The sequence below is a fragment of the Erythrobacter sp. SDW2 genome (assembly GCF_021431965.1).
GTDB lineage: Bacteria > Pseudomonadota > Alphaproteobacteria > Sphingomonadales > Sphingomonadaceae > Parerythrobacter.
Window position 1 is genome coordinate 2,812,717 of the sequence record NZ_CP090370.1, and the last position, 15,304, is coordinate 2,828,020.

Here is a 15,304-nt window from a genome sequence, read left to right on the forward strand (position 1 = left end):
GGTATCACCTCTGCCATTGGATTCGCGGCCAGGCATCGCTAGAGCGCGCGCGACACGATCGAATATCGGAGAGGAATAATCATGCGCCAGGTCGATCACTTTATCGCCAAGGGACCTGGGGGTGAGAGCCCTGCCCCCACTCGCAAGCACCGGATCTGGAACCCGTCGACCGGCGAAGTGCAGGCCGAAGTGGCGCTGGGCAATGCAGCGCTGTTGGCGCAGGCAGTCGAGGCCGCGAAGAAGGTCCAGCCCGAATGGGCCGCGACCAACCCGCAGAAGCGCGCCCGGGTGATGTTCGAGTTCAAGCGGCTGGTCGAACTGCACAAGCAGGAGCTGGCCGAGCTGTTGTCCAGCGAACACGGCAAAGTGGTCGATGACGCCCATGGCGACGTGCAGCGCGGGCTTGAAGTGATCGAATTCGCTTGCGGCATCCCCCAGGCGCTCAAGGGTGAATACACGCAAGGCGCAGGTCCCGGCATCGACGTCTATTCGATGCGCCAGCCGCTCGGTATCGGTGCGGGGATCACCCCGTTCAACTTCCCGGCGATGATCCCGATGTGGATGTTCGGCATGGCGATCGCGGCGGGCAACGCCTTCATCCTCAAGCCCAGCGAGCGCGATCCCAGCGTGCCGGTGCGGCTGGCCGAACTGTTCCTGGAGGCTGGCGCGCCCGAGGGGCTGTTGCAGGTGGTGCACGGTGACAAGGAAATGGTCGACGCCATTATCGACCATCCCGATATCGCCGCCATCAGTTTCGTCGGTTCGAGCGATATCGCGCAGTATATCTACGCCCGCGGCACCGCCAATGCAAAGCGCGTGCAGGCCTTCGGTGGGGCCAAGAACCACGGCGTGGTGATGCCCGATGCCGATCTCGACCAGGTGGTGAACGACCTTGCCGGGGCCGCATTCGGCTCGGCTGGCGAGCGTTGCATGGCGCTGCCGGTTGTCGTCCCTGTCGGCGAGGACACGGCCGACCGCCTGCGCGAAAAGCTGATTCCGGCAATCCGCGCGCTGCGGGTCGGCATCTCGACCGACAAGGACGCGCATTACGGCCCTGTCGTCACCCCCGAACACAAGGCGCGGGTCGAAGGTTGGATCGACACCGCTGAAAAAGAAGGTGCCGAGGTCGTCATCGACGGGCGCGGTTTCACCTTGCAAGGCTACGAGAAGGGCTTCTTCGTCGGTCCGACCCTGCTCGACCGGGTGACGCCCGCCATGACCAGCTACCAGGAGGAAATCTTCGGCCCGGTCCTCCAGATCGTCCGCGCCCATGATTTCGAGGAAGCGCTGCGGCTGCCGAGCGCGCATCAGTATGGCAACGGCGTCGCCATCTTCACCCGCAACGGCCACGCCGCGCGCGAATTCGCCAGCCGCGTCAATGTCGGCATGGTCGGGATCAATGTGCCGATCCCGGTCCCCGTCAGCTATCACAGCTTCGGCGGGTGGAAGCGCTCGGGCTTCGGCGATATCGACCAGTACGGGATGGAGGGCCTGCGCTTCTGGACCAAGACCAAGAAGGTCACCCAGCGCTGGCCAGACGGCGGCGGGGACGGTAGCAATGCGTTCGTCATTCCGACGATGGGATAGAGCCGATGGGTCGCCATTTCCTGATCGCCGCCAGTTTGTTGGCCCTCGCCGCCTGCTCTTCCGAGCCGGAGCCGCAAGAGACGGCGGATGATTTTGCCGACCGCATCGGCACCGGCCAGCCGCTGGCACCTGACGCGACGCCGACCAGTTCGCTCAAGCCCGGCCCCAAGGCCCCGATGGCGAAGCTCGGCGCGCCCAAGCCCGTTCCGGCCAAGTTCCAGGGCACGTGGGATTTCGTCGACGGCGATTGCAGCGCGCAGTCCGATCTGCGCATCCGCGTCGGCACCAACAGCGTGCAGTTCTACGAATCGACCGGCGTGGTGAACGGCTTCGAGCAGCCGGACGAGAACACCGTCATCCTCAACCTCTCGATGGAAGGCGAAGGCGAGAAGTGGGAGGAACGCTTCCGGCTGGCGCTGGTTGATGGAGGCAAGTTCCTCGAGGCGAGCGAACAGAGCGGCTATGGCGCGGGGCAGGCGATGCGGCGCAAGCGCTGCGGATGATGGAGGCAATCATGAAGCATCTGGCAATTCTCCCGTTCGCGGCGCTGGCGATGGCCTGCGTACCCGTGGCTGAACCGGGCGAACCGGCCCCGCCGACCGAGCAGATGCCGGGCGACGATGGCGCCTGCAATGCCGATGGCGCGCAGCAGTACATCGGCCAATACGCCAGCAAGACGGTGGGCGAGCAGATCGTCGCCGCGACCGGTGCGCGCATGTTCCAGTGGGTTGGGCCGGGCATGGCGGTGACGATGGATTATCGCCCGGACCGTGTGCGCGTCAGCTACGACGAGCAGTACAACATCACGTCGATCCGCTGCGGCTGACGATGCGCCAGCGTGCCAAATCCGGCTCGCCCTATGAGGAACAGTTCGGCTTTTCCCGCGCGGTTCGCGAGGGCAACCGGATCGTGGTTGCCGGAACAGGACCGATCGAGGATGACGGTTCCACAACCCGTGGCGATGCCGCCGATCAGGCTGCGCGGTGCTGCACACTGATCGTGCGGGCCATAGAGCAGCTGGGCGGCACCGCGGCGAATGTGGTGCGCACGCGAATGCTGCTGACCGACTCATCCGATCAGGACGCCGTCGGCGCGGTCCATGCGCGCTTTTTCGGCGAGGCCGCGCCGGCCGCAACAATGCTAGGCGTGGCATGGCTTTGCCGACCGGAATGGAAAGTCGAAATCGAGGCCGAAGCAATCGTTCCGGACTAGACCGCACAGCCCTTCCCTCGCCCTTTTTGCGGCGCTAGAGCCAAGGTCATGACCGGACAATTCCAGCTCACCGACGACCAGCTCGCGATCCAGGAAATGGCGCAGCGGTTCACTGCCGACAACATCACCCCCTTCGCCGCCGAATGGGACGAGCAGCACCACTTCCCGCGCGACGTGATCAAGCAGACCGCCGAACTCGGCTTCGGCGCGATCTACGTCAGCGAGGAAAGCGGCGGCATCGGCCTCGGCCGGCTGGAGGCGGCGCTGATCATGGAGGCGATGGCCTATGGCTGCCCCGCGACCAGCGCCTTTATCTCGATCCACAATATGGCCGCGTGGATGATCGACGCTTTCGGCGGGGCCGAGGTCAAGGCGAAGTACCTGCCCGACCTCGTCACCATGGAGAAGATCGCCAGCTATGCCCTGACCGAGCCGGGCAGCGGCTCCGATGCGGCGGCGCTCAAGACCAGCGCAAAGCTGGACGGCGACCACTATGTGCTCAACGGCACCAAGCAGTTCATTTCGGGCAGCGGCGTCAACGACGTCTATGTCTGCATGGTCCGCACCGGCGACCACAAGTCGAAAGGCATCACCTGCCTGGTGGTGGACAAGGACACCCCTGGCGTCAGCTTTGGAGCGCCCGAGCGCAAGCTCGGCTGGAACGCCTCCCCCACCGCGCAGCTGATCTTCGAGGACGCGCGGGTGCCGGTCGCCAACCGTGTCGGCGACGAAGGCGAAGGCTTCCGCTTCGCCATGATGGGGCTCGATGGCGGACGGCTCAATATCGGCGCCTGTTCGCTCGGCGGGGCGCAGCGCTGCCTCGACGAAGCCATCGCCTACACCAAGGAGCGCCAGCAGTTCGGCCAGCCGGTGGCCGATTTCCAGAACACCCAGTTCATGCTGGCCGACATGGCGACCGAGCTGGAGGCGGCCCGCGCCCTGCTCTATCTCGCCGCTGCCAAGGTCACCGACGGCGCGCCCGACAAGAGCCGCTTCTCCGCCATGGCCAAGCGGCTGGCGACCGACAGCGGGAGCAAGATCGTCAACGACGCGCTGCAGCTGTTCGGCGGCTATGGCTATCTCAAGGATTATCCGATCGAACGCTTCTGGCGCGACCTCAGGGTCCATTCGATCCTCGAAGGCACCAACCAGGTGATGCGGATGATCGTCGGGCGGGACCTGCTGCGGCAATGACCTGCCCCCCAAGAACCTGCCTCGCGATGACCGCGCTGGTGGTGCCGGACTATGACGAGGCCATCGCCTTCTTCACCGGCGCGCTGGGCTTCACGCTGGAGGAAGACAGCGACATGGGCGGCGGCAAGCGCTGGGTCGTGGTCAGCGGCGATGGCGGCGGCAAGCTGCTGCTCGCCCGCGCGGCCAATGACGCACAGCGTGCTGCCGTGGGCAGCCAGACCGGCGGGCGCGTGGGCTGGTTTCTCAACACCGAAGATTTCGCCGCTGCCCATGCGCGGCTGATCGAACATGGCGTGGCATTTAGCGATGGCCCGCGCCACGAATCCTATGGCACAGTGGGAGTCTTCAGCGATCCATGGGGGAATCGCTGGGACCTGATCCAACCGAGCAAGGCGGCATGACCGAAGACGTCCTGATCCACAAACACGGCCGCGTCGGCCATATCAGCCTCAACCGGCCCAAGGCACTGCACGCGCTGACGCTGGAGATGTGTCACGCCATGAGCGCGGCGCTGACGGCCTGGGCCGATGACGACGAAGTCGAAGCGGTCATCCTCGACCATTCCGAAGGGCGCGGTTTCTGCGCCGGGGGAGATATCGCTTTCCTGCGCAGCTCGGCCCTCAACGATGGCGGCGCGAGCGGGCGCCGGTTCTTCCACGACGAGTACCAGCTCAACCACCAGATGTTCACCTATGCCAAGCCCATCGTGGCCTTCATGGACGGCATCACCATGGGCGGCGGCGTGGGCATTTCGCAGCCGTGCAAATTCCGCGTCGCAACCGAACACACCCGCTTTGCCATGCCCGAAACTGGCATCGGTCTGTTCCCCGATGTCGGCGGCGGCTGGTATCTTTCCCGGCTCGGCGGGCGTCTGGGGCAATTCCTCGCCCTGACCGGCGCGCGACTCGACGGAGCGGAATGCCTGTGGACCGGCCTCGCGACCCATTACGTGCCGAGCGAGATGCTGGCCGAGATCAAGGCCCGCATCGTCGAGCATCCGGACCGCATCTCCGGCATCCTTTCCGAGCCGGTCGGCACCCCGCCCAAGGCCCGGATCGAAGGCAATGCCGACAAAATCGCCAAGCTGTTCGCCTCCGATCGCTATGAGGACATTCTCCTCGCGCTGGAAAAGGACGACAGCGACTGGGCCCGGACCGAGCGCGATACGCTGGGCACCAAGAGCCCGCAGACCTGCAAGGTCGCCTTGCGTCAACTGGCGACAAGCGCGCAGCTGACCGATTTCGCCGACAACATGCGAATGGAATATCGCATCGCCAGCCGCGTGCTGGTCCGCCCCGACTTTGCCGAGGGCGTCCGCGCGGTGATCGTCGACAAGACCGGCGACCCCAAATGGGACCCGGCGACACCCGAAGGCGTGACTGACGAACTGCTCGACAGCATTTTCGCGCCGCTTCCCGCCGAGGAAGAATGGGTGCCGCTGCAGTAGTCGTCATCCCAGCGAAGGCTGGGATCGCTGTCCGCCTGGTCGGACATGATCTGAAACGACCCCGGCCTTCGCTGGGGTGACGGAGTAAAGAATGGCTTACGAAACGATCCTCACCGAAACCGACGGTGCCGTGACGATCATCACGCTCAACCGGCCGCAGGCGTTGAATGCGCTGTCGAGCGTGGTGCTGGAGGAACTGATCGACGCTTTCGCCGCCTATCAGGCCGACGACAGCCAGCGTTGCGCGATCCTGACCGGCAGCGGCGACAAGGCGTTCGCCGCCGGGGCCGACATCAAGGAGATGGCGGACAAGGCGGCGGCTGACTTCTTCCTGCAGGATTTCTTCGCCCGCTGGACCAGCCATCTGGTCAAGACCACGCGCAAGCCGTGGATCGCGGCCGTCAACGGCTTTGCCCTGGGCGGCGGCTGCGAGCTCGCCATGATGGCCGATTTCATCATCGCCAGCGACAATGCCAAGTTCGGCCAGCCCGAGATCAAGCTGGGAGTCGCTCCCGGCATGGGCGGCAGCCAGCGGCTGACCCGCGCCGTGGGCAAGGCCAAGGCGATGGAGATGTGCCTGACCGGCCGCATGATGGGCGCGGAGGAAGCCGAGCGCAGCAATCTCGTCGCCCGCGTCGTGCCCCATGCCGAACTGATGACCGAAGCGAAGAAGACCGCTGCCCTCATCGCATCGATGCCGCCGATGGCCGCGATCGCGAACAAGGAAATGGTCAACGCGGCCTATGAGATGACGCTGGACCAGGGCCTGCTCCACGAACGCCGCCTGTTCCAGATTCTGACCGCCAGCGAGGACAAGACCGAAGGCATGGCCGCCTTCATCGAGAAGCGCGAAGGCGTGTGGAAGGGGCGGTAGCCATCTTTCCCTCTCCCCTTCAGGGGAGAGGAGGGAGCGCCGAAGGCGCGGAAGGAGAGGGGCCAGTGGCGCGAAAGCTCGCTGCGCTCGCCCCCTCTCCCAACCCTCTCCCCTGAAGGGGAGAGGGCTCAAGAGGAGAGTGACATGAAAATCGCCTTTATCGGCCTCGGCAATATGGGCGGCGGAATGGCCGCCAACCTTGTGAAGGCAGGCCATGACGTTCGCGCCTTCGACCTCAGCGAGAGCGCAGTGGCCAAGGCGCAGCAAGCGGGCTGCGCCACATTCGACAGTGCCACGGAAGCGGTGCAAGGGGTCGATGCAGTCGTCTCGATGCTGCCCAACGGCCAGATCGTCAAAGGCGTCTACACCAGCGAAGTGATCGGTCACGCACCGACCGGTGCGATCCTGCTCGATTGTTCGACCATCGACGTCGCCACCGCGCGCGAAGTTATCGCGGCCGCCGAAGGTGCAGGTTACGACATGGTCGATGCCCCTGTCAGCGGCGGGATCGCGGCGGCCAATGGCGGCACGCTCACCTTCATGGTCGGTGGAACCGACGCCGCATTCGGGCGCGCCAAGCCGATCCTCGAAGCCATGGGTAAGGCGGTCATCCACGCCGGGGCGGCGGGCAACGGGCAGGCGGCCAAGATCTGCAACAACATGCTGCTCGGCATCCATATGATAGGCACCTGCGAGGCCTTTGCCATGGCCCAGAAGCTCGGGCTCGATGCGCAGACGTTCTACGACATTTCGTCTGTCTCCAGCGGCCAGTGCTGGTCCATGACGAGCTATTGCCCGGTCCCCGGCGTGGGCCCGGCAACCCCGGCCGACAATGACTATGAGGGCGGTTTTGCCACCGCACTGATGCTCAAGGACCTGCGGCTGGCGATGGAGGCAGCAGAATCCTCCGGTGCGGCGACGCCGATGGGGGCACGGGCGACCTCGATTTACGAGGACTTCGCCGGTGCAGGCCACGGCGGGCTCGATTTCTCGGCCATCATCAAGATTTTGTGATTGGGGAATGGTTGCACCGCGACTGCAACTGCGCTTGGGGTGGGCGACCTGAAGGGCGCGAGGCAGCCGCGGTGCAGCTCAGTCTGTAACCATTCCATCCCTCGATTGACAGTATTAACTCAGGGTTCGACGCGACTATCCCCCGCTTTGACGCAAATCTCGTCGATCACCCTGTTCAGCCACACCCGTGGCGCCTCGCGCCTTCCGAGCGGAGCGACGAACTCCTGTCCCCTGGCGACGCTTTGCAGTCGCCCGTCGGAGAGCCAACGGTCGGTGCGGTCATGGTAGGTAAGCTCGCCGCGCCGGAGCCAGGCGGGGCGTTGCCACAGGCTGGGCGGACCATCCGGCACCGTCAGCCGAAGCTGGTCGCTAGCACGCGATGCGGTGCGTCCCTCGCCGCGGTAGATGACATCGTTGGAAGCGTGCATCCCCAGCGCATGGGGATGGCCGAGCGCCGATAATTCGGCGCGCCGCCGGCCGTCGCAGCGGGCAAGGTCGATGATCTCCTCGATCCGCAAATAACCGAAGATCCGATGGTGCGGCTCGCCCCTGGCCTCTTCGCGGAACAGGCCGAAGAACAGGAACACGTCGCCTTTGCGAACGCCCTGATTGGCAAGATGCGTCTGTGCCGCGCCGCACTGGCCGAACAGGCAGGTGCCATCGGGCAGGAACATCGGGTCATGGTGGCAAGGATCGTCTGCCCGAACCTTGCCCCGGCTGGCGTGCTCGACAGCATTGCCCAGCCCCAGATCCGCATAGCTGGTCTGCGACCAGCCACCGCTGGGGATGGGCAGGGTGACCGGGCGGCCATTGACTATCGGCGAAGCGCCCCCACCTGCGGCGCTGTCGAACCCCTTGCGGCTAAAAATGATACGCATCTGTGAAACGATGTTTCCGGTGTAAAGCTAACCGCGCTTGCCTCGCGGCAAACTTACGATAGGAAGCCGCTCAATGACCAGGCAAGCCCTCCCGATCAAGTCCGCTAGTCCGTTTGCCGAGCCGCGCGGCTGAGCGGAAGCGGGCTATGCGGCGTATCTTCCAGAACATGGGCTGGCTGCTCGGCGGGCGCGGCCTCAACGCGGTCTTGAGTCTGGTCTACCTCGCGCTGGCGACACGGACGCTGGGCCTGGCCGAATTCGGGCATTTCGCCATCATCGTGGCGCTCGGCCAGACGGTCACCGGCCTGGTCAATTTCCAGACCTGGCAGTTCGTGGTGCGCTGGGGTGCCGGGGCCGACGGTCCGGCCCGTGCGGCAGGCTTCGCCGTCGCGCTCGATCTGCTGTCGGCCACAGTCGGCACCCTTGTCGCGGCAGGCCTGGTTGCCAGCGCCCCGCTGTGGCTGCCCTTGCCGGAGGAACTGCTGTGGGTCGCCTTCGGCTATTGCGCCATTTCGCTGCTCTCGATCCGCTCGACCCCGACAGGCTTGCTGCGGCTGCGATTCGAGTATCGCAGGGCGACCACAGCAGAGGCGGTTCAACCGATTGTGCGCGTCACCGGGGCCATTCTGGCATGGTTGTTCATGCCCACCGTGACCGGCTTCATCCTCGCCTGGGCAGCGGCGGAGGTGGCGGTTTCGATCTCCTTGTGGATCGCCGCGCTGAAAGGACACAAGCCCGATTTCAGCCAAGTCAGCCTCACCACCATCCCCCGCGCCAATCCCGGCGCGTGGCGGTTTGTGCTCTCCACCAACGCCCTTGGTAGCCTGCAGGTCGCGGGCAAGCAGGTCATGATCCTGCTCGTCGGAGCCATCGGCGGCGAGGCCTTTGCCGGGGGATTCCGCGTCGCCAGCCAGCTGGGCCAGGCGCTGGTGCAGCTGGCGCAGACCGTGTCCAAGGCGATCTATCCCGAACTGGTCCATGCGCAGGACCGCGCGCTGCAGATTGCCCGGCGGATGGCCAATATCGCGCTGATTGGAGGTGCCTTGGCGGTGCTGGTCGCGATCTTCGTCGGACGCGAGGCGCTGGTGCTGATCGCGGGCGAGGAATTCCGCATCGTTTACTGGGCCATGGTCATCCTCGCCGTCGGCGGCGCGGTTGAGCTGGTCGGGGCGAGCCTTGAATCGCTGCTCGTCAGCGCCGGGCGCGCCGGGACGGCCTTCCTTGTCCGCGCGGTGCCGATGGCGATTGCTTTCGCCGTGCTGGAGACCGCAATGGGCTGGCAAGGCCTCAAAGGCGCAGCGCTGTGCATGCTCGGCGCCAGCGCATTGGCGGTGATCGGCTTCTGGGTCGCGATCCTCGACCAGGCCAGGATCAGCATCGAATTCGACGGGGAAGAGAAGAGGCCGGCGGAGTAATCCCCGCCGGCCCAATAGCCTATTCGCCCTCGCTCCACGCCAGCACCGGCTTGCGTGCTGCGGCTGTCTCGTCGAGGCGGCGACGCGGGGCATAATAGGGCGCCTGCTTCAGGCTCTCGTCGCCGGCCCTGGCCCGCTCTGCCACACTGCGGAAGGCACCGATGAACTGGTCGAGCGCGGCCTTGCTCTCGGTCTCGGTCGGTTCGACCAGCATGGCGCCGTGCACCACCAGCGGGAAATAGACCGTCATCGGGTGGTACCCTTCGTCGATCATTCCCTTGGCCAGGTCGAGCGTGGAGAGGCCGTTCTCGAACCCGCGATCGCTGAACAGCGCCTCATGCATGCAAGGCCCACTGGCGGCGAAAGGCGCGTCGAGTACGTCCTCGAGACTGCGCAGGATGTAGTTGGCGTTGAGCACCGCGTCTTCCGCTACCTGCCGCAATCCGTCTGCTCCGTGGCTGAGGATATAGGCGAGCGCGCGGGTGAACATGCCCATCTGTCCATGGAAGGCAGTCATGCGGCCGAACGACTGTAGCGGCCTGCCAAAGTGCTCACGCGCAAAGGCATCGGCTTGCTCTTCCTCGACCAGATGCACCACGCCGTCCTTGGTCCGCGCGGTATAGGGCAGCGGGCCGAACGGGCTGAGCGCTTCGCTGAGTACCACCGGGCCGGAACCCGGGCCGCCTCCGCCATGCGGGGTGGAGAAGGTCTTGTGCAAATTGATGTGCATGGCATCGACGCCGAGATCGCCCGGGCGCACCTTGCCGACAATGGCGTTGAAATTCGCCCCGTCGCAATAGACGAAGCCGCCGACGGCATGGACCGCGTCGGAAATCGCCTTGAGGTCGCGTTCGAACAGGCCGCAGGTGTTGGGGTTTGTGATCATTACCCCGGCGACATCGGGGCCCAGCCGGGCCTTCAGGGCTTCCAGGTCCACGCGGCCTTCGGGCGTGGCAGGGATATCCTCAACACGGTAGCCAGCGAAGGCAGCGGTGGCAGGATTGGTGCCATGCGCACTTTCAGGGACGAGGATGACCTCGCGGGCATCGCCGCGCGCTTCGAGCGCGGCGCGGATGCACAGGATGCCGCACAGCTCGCCGTGAGCCCCGGCCTTGGGGCTCATCGCCACGCCATGCATGCCGGTCAGCTCGATCAGCCAGTGCGCCAGCTCGTTCATCACCTCCAGCGCGCCCTGCACGGTCGAGACCGGCTGGAGCGGGTGGACATCGGCAAAGCCGGGCATCCGCGCGACCTTCTCGTTGAGGCGCGGGTTGTGCTTCATGGTGCAACTGCCGAGCGGGAACAGGCCCAGATCTATGGCATAGTTCTGGCGGCTGAGGCGGGTGTAGTGCCGCACCGCCTCAGGCTCGTGCAGGCCCATGAGGCCGATCGTTTCCGTTCGCTCGAACCCGCCGAGACGGTTCGGGCCGGGCTGGATTTCGGGCAGGTCGACGCCGGTCTCGTCGGCATGGCCGATTTCGAACAGCAGCGGCTCTTCCAGCATCAGCGCGCGGTTGCCGGTGGTCGTCGCCGGGCCGGAGTGCATGCCGTCAGAGCTGGCCGGGGTCATTTCGGGCTTCCACCCGGATGCGTTGGGAGCGTTCATGCCAGCACCTCCTCAAGAGCTGCACCGAGGGCTTCGATATCCTCCTCGGTGGTGGTTTCGGTGGTGGCGACGACCAGCGCTTCCGCCAGCCCGTCGACACCGGGGAACAACCGCCCGAGCGACACGCCAGCGAGCACGCCCTTGTCGGCCAGCTTGCGCACGACTGCGCGAGCATCCTGCCCCAGCGTCACCGTGAATTCGTTGAAGAAGCTGGCGTTGAGCACCTTCACCCCGGGCACCTTTGCCAAGCGATCGGCGGTGAGGCAGGCCAGGCGATGGTTCTCCGCCGCCAGTTGCCGCAAGCCCTTCTCGCCCAGCAGCGACATGTGGACGCTGAAGGCCAGCGCGCACAGGCCGGAGTTGGTGCAGATGTTGCTGGTCGCCTTCTCGCGGCGGATATGCTGCTCCCGAGTCGAGAGGGTGAGGACGAAGCCGCGCTTGCCCTCGGCATCGACGGTCTCGCCGCACAGCCGCCCCGGCATCTGGCGCACATGCTTCTTGTCACGCACCGCGAACAGGCCGAGGTAGGGCCCGCCGAATTGCAGGCCGACCCCGATCGACTGGCCCTCGCCGACGACGATATCCGCACCCAGCTCGCCGGGCGACTTGATCGCGCCCAGGGCGACCGGTTCGGTGTTGACGGCAATCAGCAGCGCGCCATTGGCATGCGCCGCTTCGGCCACCGCCGAAAGGTCGGAGATGCGGCCGAGGATATCGGGATATTGCACCACAACGCAGCTGGTCGTCTCGTCGATCCGCGCGATCAGGCCTTTGAGGTCGGCCTCGGGCTGGATCGAAGGCTGCGCGTCGGCAATCTCGTCCTTGGTGAACTTGGCCATGGTCCTGACGACCTCGGCATAGTGGGGGTGAAGCGCGCCCGACAGAACGACGCGGTTGCGCTTGGTCACCCGGCTCGCCATCGCCACCGCTTCCCAGCACGCGGTCGAGCCGTCGTACATCGAGGCATTGGCGACTTCGCAGCCATAGAGCCGCGCGACCTGCGTCTGGAACTCGAACAACATCTGCAGCGTGCCCTGGGCGATTTCCGGCTGGTAGGGCGTGTAGGCGGTCAGGAACTCGCCGCGCTGGATGATATGATCGACCGTTGCCGGGACATGGTGGCGATAGGCCCCTGCCCCGAGGAAGAACGGCGCATCGGCGGCGGCAAGGTTCTTCTTGCTGAGCGCGCGCATGTGCTTCTCGACCGCCATCTCGCTGGCGTGCATCGGCAGGCCAGCGATGGGGCCGCTGAGGCGCGCTTCCTCGGGCACGTCGACGAACAGGTCGTCGATCGAGGACGCGCCGATTTTGGCGAGCATATCGCCACGGTCGGTATCGGTCAGGGGTAGGTAACGCATGATAGCTTGGTCACTTCCTAAACAGTGATGCCAGTCCCAGGATCTTCGGATCAGCCAAGGTTTCTGACCGATCAGTACAAACGGCGATAATTTCTGCTTTGGGATCGCTTACGCACTTCCCGGTGAATGTCGCTGCGACGACAACTTCTTGGCCACGGAACCGTTCGGCTGCGTAATCAAACTCATCCGACTTACCGATGCTCAGCCAATAGCCATCAGCAGCCCTCAAACTACAGCTAAGCGGTTGGCAATCAGAGAGGGTGCCGATGACGTTGATACGTTGCCCTTCCAGCTCTGAAGAATGGTCGACGACTTCGGAAACGGTAAAGGTATTTTCAGCCCGACCCGGCGCGATGCACCCGGCAAGCGCCAAAGAGGCAAGGAGAACCACCCCGTCCCGCATTACAGCTCGTCGCAGAACGCCTTGTAGGCCGCCGCGGTCGGTATCGGTCAGGGGTAGGTAACGCATCTAAATTCCCTCAAATTTGACTATTATTGGTTCCAAATAGCCAACTCGATCAACACATATTGTGTTTTTGTCATTCCTACATGTCACAACAACCTTCGCTTTCAAAAGTATTTTACCTTCTTCTGGCAAATGAACACCCTTGTCTGTTTTGATTGCATGAGCCGAATTATTGATAACGCCTCTTTTAGCTTGTGATCTATGCGCAAAAAGACCGCAGACTTGATATTCAATCTCGCATCCGCCTACCCAACCGCGCACCCAGATTTCTTGCCCGTCCAATACCTCAAAACGAGCAAGCAGACTGGGAACCGTAAGTGCGCGCGCAGTCAGGCCGAGATCAGTGGTTTGGCATGCCCCCAAAAGTGCCACCAGAGAAAGAGCACCCCCGCGCATCAAAGCTCGTCGCAGAACGCCTTGTAGGCCTTGGCGTCCATCAGCCCTTCGAGCTCGGCCTTGTCGGCCACGGTCATGCGGAAGAACCAGCCGTCCTCTTCGGGCGAGGTATTCACCAGCGCCGGATCTTCCTCGAGCGCGGCGTTGGCTTCCATCACTTCGCCGGTGATCGGGGCGTAGACGTCGCTCGCGGCCTTGACGCTTTCGACCACGGCAGCCTCGCCGCCCTTTTCGACCGTGGTGCCGACTTCGGGCAGTTCGACGAAGACGATATCGCCCAGCTGGCCCTGCGCGTAATCGGTGATGCCGACCGTGGCGAGATCGCCTTCAAGGTCGATCCATTCGTGTTCGTCGGTGAAATAACGGGCCATGCCTACTTGCTCCCTCGATAGTAGCGGTGGGGTACGAACGGCGTCGGCACCACCGTGGCGGCGAGACGCTTGTTCCTGACTTCGATTTCCAGCGCGGTGCCCGGTGCGGCGTGTTCGCTCGCGATAGTGGCCATGGCGATGGGATAGCCGAGCGAGGGCGAAAAGCCGCCGCTGGTGACGATACCGACCTTGGCCTCGCCCGCATAGACCTCTGCGCCTTCGCGCGCGGGCATGCGGCCCTCGACCTTGAGGCCGACCCATTTGCGCGCCGTGCCTTCCGCGATCTCGCGGTTGATTCGCTCTGCCCCTGGATAGCCGCCTTCGGTCCGGCGGCGCTTGTTGATCCCGAAGATGAGCCCCGCCTCGATCGGTGACGTCTCGGGCGAAAGATCGTGGCCGTATAACGGCAGACCCGCCTCCAGCCGCAGACTATCGCGCGCGCCCAGTCCGATGGGCTTCACTTCAGGCTCGCCGCACAGCAGCGTGGCGATCTCCTCGGCCGCCTCTGCGGGCAGCGAAATCTCGAACCCGTCCTCGCCGGTGTAGCCAGCGCGGGCGATGGTCACATCGTGCCCGGCGATGGTAAAGCGGCCAAACTTCATGAAGGTCAGCACCGAGAGCGGATATTCCCCCTCGGCATGGCGCGCCAGCGCGTCCGCCGCCTTGGGCCCCTGCAGCGCCAGCAGGGCGCGATCGTCCAGATGGTTGAGGGTGATCTCGTCGGGCAGAAACTCGCGCAGATGGCCGATATCGTCCCACTTGGTCGCACCGTTGACGACGAGGTAGAGCGCCTCGGGCCAGCGCGAGACCATCAGGTCGTCGAGCACGCCGCCGTCCTCGTCAAGCAGCAGCGAGTAGCGCTGCTGGCCGAGCTTCAGCGTTGAAAGGTCGATCGGCAGCACCGCCTCGACCGCCGCATCGAGATCCGGCCCCGACAGCAGCAGCTGGCCCATGTGGCTGACGTCGAACAAGCCTGCGCTCGTGCGGGTCCATTCGTGCTCGGCGACAATCCCTTCATACTGGATCGGCATTTCATAGCCGGCGAAGGGCACCATTCGCGCGCCTTGCGCGCGGTGCCAGGCATCGAGCGGCAGCTTGCCCGGCTCGATCACTTCATCGTCGGAATCGATATCGATATCGCTCATTACAGTCCCCGAACCAGCGCCATCCCGGGATCGAGACACCGCACCGCCCCCTCTGTCGGGAAACCTGAGAGCTTCATGCCGCGCGAACGCCGCACTTCTTCCTTCGGTGGCCGCTACGCTTGGCAGCAACGCTTTCCAGAGTGTCAGCCGGTCCAGCGGTCCTTTGGCCTGAGAGATTCCGGGGCGGTTGCTCCTTCGGCGCCCTGCCCGAAAGGCAAGGTCTCTCCCGCTGGTCCGTCCGGCAGAATCGCTCCTGCCGGAAGACGATTTGCGCATGGGCGATTGCAATCGCTGCGTCAATCGCACAGCCGTGTCGATAGCGAAGAAATTGCGCAGCGAAA

At 64.7% G+C, this 15,304-nt stretch carries 17 protein-coding genes and 1 riboswitch; of the genes, 10 read left to right on the forward strand and 7 right to left on the reverse strand.

Annotated elements, in window-relative coordinates; translation table 11 throughout:
• Positions 1-81: 81 nt before the first annotated feature.
• The 9 genes from LY632_RS13745 to mmsB all read left to right on the forward strand — a co-directional run bounded on the left by LY632_RS13745 (position 82) and on the right by mmsB (position 7,328).
• Positions 82-1,587, forward strand: a complete 1,506-nt coding sequence (locus LY632_RS13745) for a CoA-acylating methylmalonate-semialdehyde dehydrogenase (RefSeq protein ID WP_234091681.1) — start codon at positions 82-84, stop codon at positions 1,585-1,587.
• Between the two features lie 5 nt (positions 1,588-1,592).
• Positions 1,593-2,090: a hypothetical protein gene (locus LY632_RS13750; RefSeq protein WP_234091682.1), complete on the forward strand. Its 498-nt coding sequence runs from the start codon at positions 1,593-1,595 to the stop codon at positions 2,088-2,090.
• An 11-nt stretch (positions 2,091-2,101) separates the two neighbouring features.
• Positions 2,102-2,413 carry an I78 family peptidase inhibitor gene (locus tag LY632_RS13755; protein ID WP_234091683.1) on the forward strand — a complete coding sequence of 104 codons (312 nt, stop codon included), beginning with the start codon at positions 2,102-2,104 and terminating at the stop codon, positions 2,411-2,413.
• Positions 2,414-2,415: 2 nt separating this feature from the next.
• Entirely contained in the window at positions 2,416-2,799 is a 384-nt protein-coding gene (locus LY632_RS13760) for a RidA family protein (RefSeq protein WP_370636541.1), read from the forward strand.
• 48 nt (positions 2,800-2,847) lie between these two features.
• On the forward strand, positions 2,848-3,993 hold the full coding sequence (locus LY632_RS13765; RefSeq protein ID WP_234091684.1) for an acyl-CoA dehydrogenase family protein: 1,146 nt from the start codon (positions 2,848-2,850) through the stop codon (positions 3,991-3,993).
• 26 nt (positions 3,994-4,019) lie between these two features.
• Positions 4,020-4,394: a VOC family protein gene (locus LY632_RS13770; RefSeq protein ID WP_234091685.1), complete on the forward strand. Its 375-nt coding sequence runs from the start codon at positions 4,020-4,022 to the stop codon at positions 4,392-4,394.
• Positions 4,391-5,440: an enoyl-CoA hydratase/isomerase family protein gene (locus LY632_RS13775; protein WP_234091686.1), complete on the forward strand. Its 1,050-nt coding sequence runs from the start codon at positions 4,391-4,393 to the stop codon at positions 5,438-5,440. Before LY632_RS13770 ends, LY632_RS13775 begins: the two co-directional genes overlap by 4 nt.
• A 91-nt stretch (positions 5,441-5,531) precedes the next feature.
• Positions 5,532-6,314, forward strand: a complete 783-nt coding sequence (locus tag LY632_RS13780) for an enoyl-CoA hydratase-related protein (RefSeq protein ID WP_234091687.1) — start codon at positions 5,532-5,534, stop codon at positions 6,312-6,314.
• Between the two features lie 144 nt (positions 6,315-6,458).
• Positions 6,459-7,328 (forward strand): 3-hydroxyisobutyrate dehydrogenase, encoded by an 870-nt coding sequence (gene mmsB / locus LY632_RS13785; protein ID WP_234091688.1) that lies wholly within the window; start codon positions 6,459-6,461, stop codon positions 7,326-7,328.
• A gap of 119 nt (positions 7,329-7,447) precedes the next feature.
• On the opposite strand, the gene LY632_RS13790 is transcribed toward mmsB, so the two are convergent.
• Entirely contained in the window at positions 7,448-8,206 is a 759-nt protein-coding gene (locus LY632_RS13790; RefSeq protein ID WP_234091689.1) for a hypothetical protein, read from the reverse strand.
• A gap of 146 nt (positions 8,207-8,352) precedes the next feature.
• Between LY632_RS13790 and LY632_RS13795 the strand changes: the two genes are divergently transcribed.
• The gene (locus tag LY632_RS13795; protein WP_234091690.1) at positions 8,353-9,621 is read left to right on the forward strand and encodes a lipopolysaccharide biosynthesis protein; all 1,269 of its coding nucleotides are present in this window, start codon (positions 8,353-8,355) and stop codon (positions 9,619-9,621) included.
• Positions 9,622-9,640: 19 nt separating this feature from the next.
• On the opposite strand, the gene gcvPB is transcribed toward LY632_RS13795, so the two are convergent.
• The 6 genes from gcvPB to gcvT are packed head-to-tail and all read right to left on the reverse strand — an operon-like array spanning position 9,641 to position 14,963.
• Positions 9,641-11,227, reverse strand: coding sequence for an aminomethyl-transferring glycine dehydrogenase subunit GcvPB (gcvPB, locus tag LY632_RS13800; protein WP_234091691.1), 1,587 nt, complete (start codon positions 11,225-11,227; stop codon positions 9,641-9,643).
• On the reverse strand, positions 11,224-12,585 hold the full coding sequence (gcvPA, locus tag LY632_RS13805; protein WP_234091692.1) for an aminomethyl-transferring glycine dehydrogenase subunit GcvPA: 1,362 nt from the start codon (positions 12,583-12,585) through the stop codon (positions 11,224-11,226). Before gcvPA ends, gcvPB begins: the two co-directional genes overlap by 4 nt.
• A 10-nt stretch (positions 12,586-12,595) precedes the next feature.
• Positions 12,596-13,054 (reverse strand): hypothetical protein, encoded by a 459-nt coding sequence (locus LY632_RS13810; protein WP_234091693.1) that lies wholly within the window; start codon positions 13,052-13,054, stop codon positions 12,596-12,598.
• Positions 13,055-13,447 (reverse strand): hypothetical protein, encoded by a 393-nt coding sequence (locus tag LY632_RS13815; protein WP_234091694.1) that lies wholly within the window; start codon positions 13,445-13,447, stop codon positions 13,055-13,057.
• Positions 13,447-13,818: a glycine cleavage system protein GcvH gene (gcvH, locus tag LY632_RS13820; protein ID WP_234091695.1), complete on the reverse strand. Its 372-nt coding sequence runs from the start codon at positions 13,816-13,818 to the stop codon at positions 13,447-13,449. Before gcvH ends, LY632_RS13815 begins: the two co-directional genes overlap by 1 nt.
• A gap of 2 nt (positions 13,819-13,820) precedes the next feature.
• Complete coding sequence (gene gcvT, locus LY632_RS13825; RefSeq protein ID WP_234091696.1) at positions 13,821-14,963, reverse strand: glycine cleavage system aminomethyltransferase GcvT; 1,143 nt, start codon at positions 14,961-14,963, stop codon at positions 13,821-13,823.
• A 146-nt stretch (positions 14,964-15,109) separates the two neighbouring features.
• A riboswitch (glycine riboswitch) is annotated at positions 15,110-15,202 on the reverse strand.
• Positions 15,203-15,304: the final 102 nt, after the last annotated feature.